13 protein-coding genes are annotated in these 12,014 nt (G+C 69.9%); 7 read left to right on the forward strand and 6 right to left on the reverse strand.

Features of this window, described 5'->3' with window-relative positions; translation table 11 throughout:
• Positions 1–13: 13 nt before the first annotated feature.
• Together A9X00_RS11990 and A9X00_RS11995 are read left to right on the forward strand one after the other, a co-directional pair.
• Complete coding sequence (locus A9X00_RS11990) at positions 14–637, forward strand: ABATE domain-containing protein (protein WP_156772047.1); 624 nt, start codon at positions 14–16, stop codon at positions 635–637.
• 43 nt (positions 638–680) lie between these two features.
• Positions 681–1,424, forward strand: a complete 744-nt coding sequence (locus tag A9X00_RS11995; RefSeq protein ID WP_067153167.1) for a CPBP family intramembrane glutamic endopeptidase — start codon at positions 681–683, stop codon at positions 1,422–1,424.
• A 6-nt stretch (positions 1,425–1,430) separates the two neighbouring features.
• On the opposite strand, the gene A9X00_RS12000 is transcribed toward A9X00_RS11995, so the two are convergent.
• The 5 genes from A9X00_RS12000 to modA all read right to left on the reverse strand — a co-directional run bounded on the left by A9X00_RS12000 (position 1,431) and on the right by modA (position 6,427).
• Entirely contained in the window at positions 1,431–2,459 is a 1,029-nt protein-coding gene (locus A9X00_RS12000; protein WP_067153169.1) for a zinc-binding alcohol dehydrogenase family protein, read from the reverse strand.
• Positions 2,460–2,629: 170 nt separating this feature from the next.
• A complete protein-coding gene (locus A9X00_RS12005) occupies positions 2,630–3,658 on the reverse strand; it encodes an alanine and proline-rich secreted protein Apa (RefSeq protein WP_067153171.1) in 1,029 nt (342 codons plus the stop codon).
• A 97-nt stretch (positions 3,659–3,755) separates the two neighbouring features.
• Entirely contained in the window at positions 3,756–4,850 is a 1,095-nt protein-coding gene (locus A9X00_RS12010; protein WP_067153173.1) for a sulfate/molybdate ABC transporter ATP-binding protein, read from the reverse strand.
• The gene (locus A9X00_RS12015) at positions 4,847–5,638 is read right to left on the reverse strand and encodes an ABC transporter permease (RefSeq protein WP_156772048.1); all 792 of its coding nucleotides are present in this window, start codon (positions 5,636–5,638) and stop codon (positions 4,847–4,849) included. The genes A9X00_RS12010 and A9X00_RS12015 overlap by 4 nt, the downstream gene beginning before the upstream one ends.
• Positions 5,639–5,641: 3 nt before the next feature.
• Positions 5,642–6,427 (reverse strand): molybdate ABC transporter substrate-binding protein, encoded by a 786-nt coding sequence (gene modA / locus A9X00_RS12020; RefSeq protein WP_067153177.1) that lies wholly within the window; start codon positions 6,425–6,427, stop codon positions 5,642–5,644.
• A 213-nt stretch (positions 6,428–6,640) separates the two neighbouring features.
• Between modA and A9X00_RS12025 the strand changes: the two genes are divergently transcribed.
• The 3 genes from A9X00_RS12025 (at position 6,641) to A9X00_RS12035 (ending at position 9,857) form a co-directional block, all read left to right on the forward strand.
• A complete protein-coding gene (locus tag A9X00_RS12025) occupies positions 6,641–7,318 on the forward strand; it encodes an SDR family oxidoreductase (protein WP_067153179.1) in 678 nt (225 codons plus the stop codon).
• Positions 7,319–7,381: 63 nt separating this feature from the next.
• The gene (locus A9X00_RS12030; RefSeq protein WP_067153187.1) at positions 7,382–8,299 is read left to right on the forward strand and encodes an LLM class F420-dependent oxidoreductase; all 918 of its coding nucleotides are present in this window, start codon (positions 7,382–7,384) and stop codon (positions 8,297–8,299) included.
• A 175-nt stretch (positions 8,300–8,474) separates the two neighbouring features.
• Positions 8,475–9,857 (forward strand): NAD(P)/FAD-dependent oxidoreductase, encoded by a 1,383-nt coding sequence (locus A9X00_RS12035; protein ID WP_067153181.1) that lies wholly within the window; start codon positions 8,475–8,477, stop codon positions 9,855–9,857.
• Positions 9,858–10,049: 192 nt separating this feature from the next.
• Here A9X00_RS12035 and A9X00_RS12040 read toward each other — a convergent pair whose 3' ends face one another.
• Positions 10,050–10,466, reverse strand: a complete 417-nt coding sequence (locus tag A9X00_RS12040) for a PaaI family thioesterase (protein ID WP_067153189.1) — start codon at positions 10,464–10,466, stop codon at positions 10,050–10,052.
• Between the two features lie 294 nt (positions 10,467–10,760).
• On the opposite strand from A9X00_RS12040, the gene A9X00_RS12045 reads away from it, so the two are divergent.
• Together A9X00_RS12045 and A9X00_RS12050 are read left to right on the forward strand one after the other, a co-directional pair.
• Positions 10,761–11,180 carry a BlaI/MecI/CopY family transcriptional regulator gene (locus A9X00_RS12045; protein WP_067153183.1) on the forward strand — a complete coding sequence of 140 codons (420 nt, stop codon included), beginning with the start codon at positions 10,761–10,763 and terminating at the stop codon, positions 11,178–11,180.
• 14 nt (positions 11,181–11,194) lie between these two features.
• Positions 11,195–12,014 (forward strand): M48 family metalloprotease (locus A9X00_RS12050; RefSeq protein ID WP_082975130.1); only part of this gene is annotated, 820 nt, incomplete at its 3' end.

Raw genomic sequence — 12,014 nt, forward strand, 5'->3', positions numbered from 1 at the left:
CTCCCTCCCCCGAGTGCGTAACTATCTAAGATGGTTACATCTTGCCGGTTCGGAAGAAACCTGTCAAGGTGGTTACATGAAGTTCGTCTACGTGAGCGGGCGGCGGTGTTTGGACTTCGCGGGCACGCTGAAGTATCGGTCCTCGGCGCGTAGCGAGGAATTGTTGACCGACCCGCAGCGGCTGTCGGACTGGGCGATCGGTGCCGGGCTGGTCGATGCGCCGCTCGAGATGACCGAAGACGAACTCGAGGCGGCGATCGCCGTGCGCGAAGCCATCTACCGGGTCGTCGTCGCGGGGCTTGAGGGCGGCAAGCCCGACGCCGCCGACGTTGATCTGCTGAATGCGTACGCGTCCCAACCCCAGCTCACGCCGATGTTGCGTCCGGACGGATCGGTCAGCCGCGGCGGTACCGTGCCGCAGCTGCTCGCCAGCCTGGCCGCCGACCTTCTCGACCTTTATGCCGGACCCGACATCGGCAAGGTCAAAAAATGCTCCCATTCGGGCTGCACGCGCCTGTACTTCGACGCATCGCGCGGCCAGAACCGGCATTGGTGCGGGATGAGCACGTGCGGCAACCGAGCGAAGGTCCAGGCCTTCCGCGCGCGCCGGCAAGCCGCCGCGGCTCAGCCTTCCTGAGCGACTGAGCTGGGCGAACGCCCCCGGCGGGTAAGCTGGCCCGATGCCCGACGCGACGGTTGCCGACACCTGTCCCGTGGCGCCGCACCCGTTCCGGATCCACCTCGACATCGCCGTGGTGGTCGTCGTGCTGGTGCTGACCAACCTGATCGCGCACTTCACCACGCCGTGGGCGAGCATCGCGACCGTCCCGGCCGCCGCCGTCGGGCTCGTCGCATTGATGCGCTATCGCGGGTTGGGCTGGACCGACCTCGGCCTCGGCCGCGAACACTGGCGGCCCGGGCTGGCCTATGCGCTGGGCGCCGTGGCCGTCGTGGCGTCGGTGATCGCGGTCGGGATCGCATTGCCGATGACCCGGCCGATGTTCCTGAACAACCACTACGCCACCATCTCCGGCGCCCTGATCGCCTCGATGGTCGTCATCCCGCTGCAGACCGTGATCCCCGAGGAGCTCGCGTTTCGCGGGGTGCTGCACGGCGCGCTGAACCGGGCCTGGGGCTTTCGGGGGGTGGCACTGGGCGGCTCGCTGCTGTTCGGTCTGTGGCACGTCGCGACCTCGCTCGGGCTCACCAGCAACAACGTCGGCTTCACCCGCCTGTTCGGCGGCGGCTTTGCCGGGATGGTGGCCGGCGTGACGCTGGCAGTCCTGGCCACCGGGGCGGCGGGCTTCGTCTTCAGCTGGCTGCGCCGGCGCAGCGGCAGCCTGATCGCGCCGATCGCGCTGCACTGGTCACTGAACGGGCTCGGCGCCCTGGCCGCGGCGCTGGTCTGGCACCTGTCGACCTGAGCCGGGTTAGACGAGCAGCACCGCAGCGCCGGCGATCCGGCCGGCGCTCAGGTCGCTCAGGGCCTCGTCGGCCCGGGCGAGCGGATATTCGGGCGTGGTCACCTCGATGCGGTGTTCGCCCGCAAAGTCCAGGAATGCGCGCGCGTCGGCCCGCGTGTTCGACGTGACGGATCGGACCTGGCGCTCCTGGAACAGGTGGCGCTGGTAGTTCAACGGCGGGATGTCGGACAGGTGGATGCCCGCAATTGCCAGGGTGCCGCCGCGGTCCAGCGCTTCTAGCGCTGGCAGCACGAGCTCGCCGACGGGTGCGAAGAGGATCGCGGCGTCCAGCGGCACCGGCGGCTGGGCGGCCGCGCCCTGGGCCGACGCGGCACCGAGTCGCAGCGCCAGGTCGCGCGCCTCGGCCCCGCGGGTCATCACATGCACCTCGGCGCCCTGCGCCAACGCGACCTGCGCGGTGATGTGGGCGCTGCCGCCGAAACCGTAGAGGCCCAGCCGCCCACCGGGCGGCAGCTCGGCGCGCAACAGGGACCGGTACCCGATGATGCCCGCGCACAACAGCGGCGCCAGCTCGCTGTCGCTGTAGCCGCTCGGCAGGTGGTGCGCGAAAGCGGCTGGGACGGTGGCGAATTCGGCGTATCCCCCGTCAGCGTCCCAGCCGGTGTAGCGGGACTCCGGGCAGAGGTTTTCGGTGCCGCGGCGGCAGTACTTGCACACGCCGCAGGTGTGGCGCAACCAGGCGATGCCGACCCGGTCGCCCGGCTTGAACCCGTCACCGGCGTCGGCCCCGACTTCGACGACCTCCCCGACCACCTCGTGGCCGGGAGTCACCCCCGCGCGGTGCACGGGCAGGTCGCCCTCGGTGACGTGCAGGTCGGTGCGGCACACGCCGCAGGCCCGCACGGCAACGAGCAACTCCGATGGTGCGGGCCGGGGCACCTCGGCGGTGACCTGCTCGAGTGGGCCGGTCGCCATGGGTCCGGGGCGGCGCACCCGCCACGCGCGCATCGTCGTGGTCGGCAGCGCTTCGGCCATCACCCCATCATGCCGGTATTCGGCACGGCCGCAACGGGTTAGCCCGGGTCGGGGCCGGCCGACCACGCCGGGTGTGAATCGTCGGCGTCGCGTGTGAACCCTGGGCGGGAAAATCGCCGGAATCCCGCCCAGGGCTCACACTGGAAGCCCTGAGCGCACACCCGGCCGGATCAGGTCGGCAAAGGCCGTTGCGCCGCCGGAGCGGGGGTGACTTCGCTCGCGGGCGCTTGGCCGGGAACCGGCGCCGGGGCGGCCGGTGCCGGAGCGGGCGCCGGTGCGCCCGGGACGGGCGCGAGGGCTCCGGGCGCTCCGGGCGCCGGCGCGGGCGCCGCCGGCGGGACCCACGGCTGGATCGATTCGGCGAGCGCCTTCGCGCCAACCTGGTCCACCGCGTCGTTCGAGGTCCCAAGCCACACCACGAACCAGCGCTGCGGCGGACCGTTCCCCGCCGAGGGCCCGCTGACCACACCGGTCCAGATCTGACCGTTCGGCTTGGACGGATCGCTGAACTTCACCTCGTAGTACGACGCGCTTCCGGTGATGCCGTTAGCGCCGGCGAGCGGGGTCGCGCCTTGGTTGATCCGGGTGCCGGGATAGGGCATGAAGAACTCACCCATGTCGGAGCCCAGCCGGACGGCCGCCTTGGCGTCGTTGGCTTCGGCACTGGCGTAAAGCTTTTGGTCCAGCCGGCCCATCACGATGCGGGTGTCGTTGGCAACCGGCGGCGCCTGCCCCGGCGCCGGCGGCTGGCCGGTGGTCTTGCTGAGCAGCTCCGAACCGTAGTCGAGGTGGGTCGCGTCGGACTCCACCCAGCCGGCGGGAAGCACGAAGCTGAACCCACCCACGGCGTTGCCGATCCGACCAGCGTTGGGGTCGACGGGCGGCGGCGGGGGCGCGTTCGGGTCGACCGGCGGTGGCGGCGTCGCGTTGGGATCACCCGGTTGGGGTTGCGGCGACCCCGGCGCGCCGGGAGGTGGCGGCGTCGTGGGCGACGCGGGCGCGGGTGCCGCCGTCGTCGGCGAGGCGGGCGCCGGTGCCGCCGTCGTCGTGGGTGGCGGGACCGGGGTCGGGGTCTCGGGGTCGGCGTTCGAGGTCGCCGGTAACGCGATGGCGACGGCGCTGGCACTGGTCACCGCGGCGATCGTCAGCGTCGCCCACAGCCCTTTCCGACGTGTCGAGTTCGGGTCCACCTGATCCATGGCGACGAACCTACCGCGTTACGGCTGTGATTCAAGGGTGCCGTGCGGCGGTTCTTGGGATGTTGCCGATGTGCAACCTTGGCGGCGTCGGCGCAGGTCAGTGCGGCGTCGGGTACAGCGTCACCTCGTGGGCCTTGACGGAGAACCACACGCGCTCCCCCGGCGTCAGCCGCAGCTCCGCCGCGGCGTCCGCGGTGATTTCCGCCGCCAAACCCGGGGCGCCGTCCGCCTGTTCGCGGCCGCGCACCAGGACGGCCGACCCGTGAGCGTCCAGCTCCGCCACCGTCACCTCAATCGTGTTGCGGGGGCTGCCGCGCGGTCTGTCCCGGTACACGGCCACCGCCGTGGGCGGGAACACGGCGACCGCGTCGACCACCGCGGCGTCCAGCTCCTGGTCCGGGCTCGTCTGCCAGTGGACGCCGGCGCGGTCGTGCAGCGAGCCGTCGGGGCCGACGGTGCCGCTGACCAGGTTGATGCCCGCGATGCGGGCACCGAAATGACTGCGCGGCGCGGTGAGAACCTTTGCCACCGGCCCGATTTCGGCGATCTTTCCCGCCTCGAGCACCAACACCCGGTCGGCCAGCGTGAACACGTCGAGCAGGTCGTGGGTGATCAGGATGACCGCGCAGCCGGTTCGGGTGACGACGCCGCGCAGCGCCGCGCGGATGCCCGCGGCCGCGGCGACGTCGAGCCCGGCCAGGGGCTCGTCGAGCAGCAACACGTCGGGCTCGGCCGCCAACGCGCGGGCGATCGCCACACGCTGGGCCTGACCCCCCGACAGGTGCCGGGGTTTGCGGTCGGCGAAGCGCTCGGCGTCCACCTCGCGCAGCCAGCGCAGCGCCGTCGCTTCGTCGGCGCGGGCGGAACGGAACCGTCCCCGGCGGCTGCGGGGCCCGAACGCCACGTTGGCGGCGACGCTCAGGTGCGGGAACAGCAGCGGGTCCTGCAGCAGCAACCCGACCCGACGATCGTGGGTCGCCACGTGCACGCCGGCCCCAGTGTCGGTCAGCACCCGGTCCCCCAGCCGCACGACACCCTCGTCGGGCCGAATCAGCCCGGCGATGACGTGCAGGGCGGTCGACTTGCCGGCGCCGTTGGGTCCGAGGACCGCGAGCACCTCGCCCGGGGACACCGAAAACTCCACATCCAGGCCGCGCTCGGCGACGACGGCGCGCAGCTGCAACTCGCTCATGCGGACACCCCGGTGAGCCGGCGCGCGCCCAGGCCCAGCACCACCACCGCGGCCACCGCCACCAGCAGGATCGACAGGGCCACCGCGGCGTTTTCGTCGCTCACCCGCTGCAGGTAGATCTCCAGCGGCAGCGTGCGGGTGACCCCCTGCCGGGACCCGGCGAACGTCAGCGTCGCGCCGAACTCGCCCAGCGAGCGGGCGAACGCCAGCACCGCTCCCGAGGTCATCCCCGGCAGCAGCAGCGGCAGGGTCACCCGCCACCAGATCGTGCTCGGTCGCGCCCCCAGTGTCGCGGCGACCACCTCGTAGTCGGCTCCCGCGGTGCGCGCGGCGCCTTCGAGGGAGATCACCAGGAACGGCAGCGAGACAAAGGTCTGCGCCAGCACCACCGCGGTCGTGCTGAAGGCGATGCTGATCCCGGCTGCCTCGAGGTATCGGCCGATCAGGCCCAGCCGGCCGAACGCGTAGAGCAACGCGATGCCGCCCACCACCGGCGGCAGCACCAGCGGGAGCAGGATCAGCGGCCGCAGCAGCCGGACGACGCGCGCCGTGCTGCGGGCCAGCACCAGCGCCATCGGGACCCCCAGCAGCACGCACAGGGCGGTGCTGGCGGCGGCGGTCTTGAGGCTCAGCAGCAGCGCCATCCGCGACGAGGGGCTGGTGATCAGCGACCAGAAGTTCGGCCAGTCCACCTTGACGGCGATCGCTACCAGCGGCACGACCACGAACGCGGTCCCCGCGGCTGCGGGGATGTACACCCACCGGGGCAGATCCATCGGCCGGCGCACGGCTCAGGGTTTGGCGAAGCCCGACTGGGCCAGGATGTTCTGACCGGGGTCACCGGTCACCATGGCCACGAACTTTTGCGCCAGTGTCGGCTGCGCGGCGTTCTTCAGCACCGCGATCGGATACACGTTGACCGCCCCGGCGGCCTCCGGAAAGTTCACGGTCGCCGCCTTGTTCCCGGCGCTGTGGGCGTCGGTGACGTAGACCAGCCCGGCGTCGGCCTGTCCGGTGGTGACCTTGTTGAGGACGTCGGTCACGTTGAGTTCCTCGCTGACCGGGTTCAGGCGCACGCCGGTGCTGTCCTCGACGCGCTGGGTCGCCGATCCGCACGGCACCGGCTGCTGGCAGATGACCACGCTCAGCCCGGGCTTGGCGAGGTCGGCGAAGGATCCGACCTTCTTCGGGTTGCCCGGCGCCGTGACGATGACGAGGGTGTTCGACGCGAAGTTCGTCGGGTTGCCGGCCAAAAGGCCGGCCCTGGCGACCGTGTCCATCTGTGCGGTGTCCGCCGACGCGAAGACGTCGGCCGTCGCGCCCTGAGTCAACTGCTTGGCGAGCTCGGACGAACCGGCGAACTCGAAATCGACAGTGCTGCCGGGGTTTTGGGCCTTGAACTGGTCACTGATCTGACCGAACGCCGGCTTCAGGGAGGCCGCGGCGAAGACGACGACCTTCCCGGCGGGCTGGGCCGGCTGAGGGGACGATGACGACGGGGTTTTCGAGCTGCACCCGAGCAGCCCCGCCACCAAGATCGTCGAAACCAAGCCGGCCAGGATCCCGATCCGCCGCATGGGTGCACGATAGTCCGCCGATGATGCGGTCCGCGCGGCGGCTAAATCGTCGCAAACGAGTGGCGGCCGAATAGTTATGCAAATAATCCGCGCGTCGCGGCGCCCGGAGTTTCGCGGACTAGCTACCGTCCAGTAACATCTTCTTAGATTTATGCCATAAACGCGCTGAGGTCCCAGGCAGCGTCTGGGTTCGACGTCGAACACGAGGAGGTCATGGCAGTGGAGGTTCTGGTCACCGGGGGCGACACGGATTTGGGGCGCGTAGTGGCCGAGGGCTTCCGCGACGACGGCCACAAGGTGACCCTCGTGGGCGCGCGCCGCAGCGATCTCGAGATCGCCGCGAAGGAACTGGACGTCGACGCCATCGTCTGCGACACCTCCGACCCGGCCAGCCTGGCCGAGGCGCGCGGGCTGTTCCCCCACCACCTCGACACCATCGTCAACGTGCCGGCGCCGGCCTGGGACGCGGGCGACCCGCGCACCTACTCGCTGGCCGACACGGCCAAGGCCTGGCGTAACGCCCTGGACGCGACCGTGCTGTCGGTGGCGCTGACCGTGCAGGCCGTCGGCGACAACCTCCGTTCGGGCGGTTCGATCATCAGCGTGGTGGCGGAGAACCCGCCCGCCGGAAGCATCGACGCCGCGATCAAGGCGACGCTGTCGAATTGGACCGCGGGGCAGGCGGAAGCCTTCGGCACTCGCGGGATCACCGTCAACACGGTCGCCAGCGGCCGCAGCGCGCAGGCCGGTTACGACGGGCTGTCGCGCACGCCGCCGACGGTCGCCGCGGAGGTCGCCCGGCTGGCGCTGTTCCTCACGACTCCGGCGGCTCGCCACATCACCGGCCAGACACTGCACGTCAGCCACGGCGCGCTGGCCAGTTTCGCCTGAGGCTGAATCGCATCCGTTTCAGAACCTGGTTCTGATACCGGGCTGGTGGCTACCGTGAACGACGTGGCTATCCGACTTGGTTTGCAGATTCCCAACTTTTCCTACGGCACCGGGGTGGACAAGCTCTTCCCCACCGTGGTGGCCCAGGCTCAAGAGGCCGAAGCGGCCGGATTCGACTCGGTCTTCGTGATGGACCACTTCTACCAACTGCCCATGTTGGGCGATCCCGACCAGCCGATGCTGGAGGCCTACACCGCGCTGGCCGCGCTGGCCACCGCGACCGAGCGCGTGCAGCTGGGCACCCTGGTGACCGGCAATACGTACCGCAACCCGACACTGCTCGCCAAGATCATCACGACGCTGGACGTGGTGAGCCAGGGCCGGGCGATCCTGGGCATCGGCACCGGCTGGTTCGAGCTCGAGCACGAGCAGCTGGGCTTCGAATTCGGCACCTTCACCGACCGGTTCAATCGGCTCGAGGAGGCGCTGCAGATCATCCTGCCGATGCTCAAGGGCGAACGGCCGACCTTCTCCGGCAAGTGGTATCGGGCCAAGGAGGCGGTGGCCAATCCTCGCTTCCGCGACCACATTCCGCTGATGATCGGCGGCAGCGGCGAGAAGAAGACGATCCCGCTCGCGGCGCGCCACTTCGACCACCTCAACGTCATCGCCGGGTTCGACGAGCTGCCCGGCAAGCTGAAGGTCGTGCGGGAGCGGTGCGAAGAGATCGGCCGCGACCCGGCCACGCTGGAGACCAGCACGCTGGTCACGGCGGTCGTCGACGAGAACTTCAAGGCCGACCAGATTCCCGCCGAGATGACCCAGCGAATGGTGGTCGGCAGCGCTGAGTCGGTCGCCGAACAGCTCAAGACCAAGGTCATCGACGCCGGGATCTCCGGACTGATCATCAACATGCCGTTCTACACACCGGGCGTCATCGCCGCGGCCGGCGAAGCCCTGCGCCCCATCGTGGGTCTGTAACGCAAAACGCATCCCGCACCGGGCATGACGAGCATCACGTTCGCTCGACCAGGTCCGATGCGTGATGTGCTTCATTACACATGCTTACGATCTGGGTTTCGGGGTATCGCGTTCACTAGCGTGGTAGCTAACTGGAATCGCGCGTCCAGCGACCCCGATCAGGAGCAACCCGAACATGAGCACGCAGGCAGAAACCACTGCTGCACCCGACCGCCGCCACCAAGTCGTCATCATCGGATCGGGATTCGGTGGGCTCAACGCGGCAAAGAAGCTCAAGCACGCCAACGTTGACATCAAACTGATCGCGCGCACCACCCACCACCTGTTCCAGCCGCTGCTGTACCAGGTGGCCACCGGGATCGTGTCCGAAGGCGACATCGCCCCGCCCACCCGCGTGATCCTGCGCAGGCAGCGCAACGTCCAGGTGCTGCTGGGCGACGTCACGCACATCGACCTGGAGGGGCAGTTCGTCGTCTCGGAACTGCTCGGCCATACCTACGAAACCCCTTACGACACACTGATCGTCGCGGCCGGCGCCGGCCAGTCCTACTTCGGCAACGACCAGTTCGCCGAGTTCGCGCCGGGCATGAAATCGATCGACGACGCGCTGGAGGTGAGGGGACGGATCCTGAGCGCCTTCGAGCAGGCCGAACGCTCCCGCGACCCGGAACGGCAGGCCAAGCTGTTGACGTTCACGGTCATCGGCGCCGGTCCCACCGGGGTCGAAATGGCCGGGCAGATCGCCGAACTGGCAAATCACACCCTGAAGGGGTCATTCCGGGGCATCGATTCCACCCGCGCGCGGGTGATCCTGCTCGACGCCGCCCCCGCGGTGTTGCCGCCGTTTGGCGAGAAGCTCGGGGAACGGGCGGCCGCGCGGCTGGAGAAGATGGGCGTGGAAATCCAGCTCGGCGCGATGGTCACCGACGTCGACCGCAACGGCATCACGGTCAAGGACTCCGACGGCACCATCCGGCGCATCGAGTCCGCGTGCAAGGTGTGGTCCGCCGGGGTTCAGGCCAGCGGGCTGGGCATGGACCTCGCCGAGCAGTCATCGGTCGAAGTCGACCGGGCCGGACGGGTCAAGGTGCTGCCCGATCTGTCCATTCCCGGGCACCCGAACGTGTTCGTCATCGGCGACATGGCCGCCGTCGAGGGCGTGCCGGGGGTGGCGCAGGGCGCCATCCAGGGCGCCAAGTACGTCGCCTCCACGCTGAAGGCGGAACTGAACGGCGCCGACCCCGCCGAGCGCGAGCCGTTCCAGTACTTCGACAAGGGTTCGATGGCCACGGTGTCGCGGTTTTCCGCGGTGGCCAAGATCGGTCCGCTGGAGTTCAGCGGCTTCATCGCCTGGCTGATGTGGCTGGTGCTGCACCTGGTGTATCTGGTCGGGTTCAAGACCAAGATCAGCACGCTGCTGTCGTGGACGGTCACCTTCCTGAGCACCCGCCGCGGCCAGCTCACCATCACCGAACAGCAGGCGTTTGCCCGCACCCGCCTCGAACAGCTGGCGGTGGCGGCCGCCGAGGCTAAGCGCCCGGCCAGGCGGGCGAGCTAACCCTCCGGCCGGTCGGATTGAGGGGTGCCGACCGGCTCGGTACGGGGATTCTGTTGCGGCACAGCAGCTTTCGGGTGTGAATCGTCGGCGTTGCGAGTGCGCCCTGGGCGGGAAACACGCCATTTTGCCGCCCGGGACGCACAGTCAAAGCCGTGGATTCACACTAAGCCAGCGGCGCGCGTCCGCTGCCGGCTAAGCCTCGAGGTTCTGCAGCCGCACCTGACCCCGGGCGACCACGCGATCGTCGTCGTCGGTGATGGTGACCAGCCACAACTGCTGGCGCCGGCCGCGGTGGATCGGCTCCCCGGTGCCGTACACCGTTCCGGAGCTGATCGAACGCAGGAAATCGGTGTTGTTGTTGACGCCCACCACGTTGCCGCCGTCACCCTTGGCGTTCAGCCACGTGTAGGCGGCCACGCTGGCCATGCTCTCGATCACCGAGCAGTAGACGCCGCCGTGCACGAGACCCATCGGCTGCAACAGCTTGGGCGTGACCTCCAGTTGGGCGCGGACGCGGTCCGGGCTGAGTTCGGTGTATTTCAGCCCCAATTCGGCGTCAAACGGCGCGGTGAAGTTCGGCGGCATGGTCGCGTCGGGTGGCGGTGGCACGCCCATTTGTCTACACCATGGGCGATCCGGGGCATCGGCGAGCGAAGGCCCGCCCGCGAAAACGGGCGAGCCCCGCGCTGGGCACGGGGCTCGCCGATCGAGTAGACCGGGGGTCGCTGCAGCCCTCAGGACTCGCCGCGGTCATGTCGCTCGACCGCCATCAGCATAGGCAAGGCTGCCCTAATTTCGCAAGGTATCTTTTCGGTGTGCCCAAGGCGCGTTGCGGGTGCATACGTACGACGGAAAGTAGTAAGCGGAGTACGCTGGATTCGACGCTCAGGAGATGAACGCACTATGGCCAAGCTGACCCGGCTGGGGGATCTGGAACGCGCGGTGATGGATCATCTGTGGTCCACGCCGGAGCCCCAGACGGTCCGCCAAGTCCACGAAGCGCTGTCCGCGCGACGCGACCTCGCCTACACGACGATCATGACCGTGCTGCAGCGGCTGGCCAAGAAGAACCTGGTCTCCCAGATCCGCGACGACCGCGCCCACCGGTACGCGCCGGTGCACGGCCGCGACGAGCTCGTCGCCGGGCTGATGGTGGACGCGCTGGCTCAGGCCGAGGACTCCGGGGGTCGGCAGGCCGCCCTCGTGCACTTCGTCGAGCGCGTCGGCGCCGACGAGGCGGAGGCCCTTCGGCGCGCGCTGGCCGAACTGGAAGCTAATCCGCGCAACGACGCCCGGTCGGCTGGCGCGCCAGCGGAGGACTGAGGGAGACTGGCAGCGTGTCCGCGCTGGCCTTCTCCATCCTCGCGGTGCTGTTGGTAGGTCCGGCACCCGCATTGCTGGCACGCGCGACGTGGCCCCTGCGCGCCCCGCGCGCCGCGATGGTGTTGTGGCAGGCCGTCGCGCTGGACGCGGTGCTCTCGGCGTTCAGCGCCGGCATCGCGATCGCCAGCCGAGTGCTGGTGCCCGGCCCCGACGGGCGCCCGACCGCCAGCGTCATGGGCGCCCCCGACCGGCTCGGGTGGCCGCTGTGGGCGGCGTACATCGCCGTCTTCGCGCTGACCGTGTCGGTCGGCGTCCGGTTGATGGTCGCGGTCGCGCGGGTGGCCATCGCCAATCGGCGGCGGCGGGCCCACCACCGCATGGTCGTCGACCTGGTCGGCGTCGGCCACGGCGCGGCCCTGGCCCAGCCCTGCGCCAACACCCGCGATCTGCGCGTCCTGGACGTCGCGCAACCGCTGGCCTACTGCCTGCCGGGCGTGCGCAGCCGGGTCGTGGTCAGCGAGGGAACGCTGAAGACGCTCGGCGACGCGGAGGTCTCGGCCATCCTCACCCACGAGCGGGCCCACCTGCGCGCCCGCCACGATCTGGTTCTGGAGGCGTTCACCGCGGCGCACGCGACCAACGCCCGGGCCAGGGGAGTGCGCCCGGTGGCGCGCACCGCGGCGTCGTCCGCCAGCAGCTCGACGAGCAGCTGCACCGCGCGCAACGCGTTGGCGCTGCGAACGAACCGCGGGAAGGCCGCGTGCGCCGCGGTGAACGCCTCCAGAACCAGATCGTGGCGGGCGCGCAGGTGGGCCCGCTCGTGGGTGAGGATGG

The organism is Mycobacterium sp. 1245805.9 (genome assembly GCF_001672915.1).
Lineage (GTDB): Bacteria > Actinomycetota > Actinomycetes > Mycobacteriales > Mycobacteriaceae > Mycobacterium.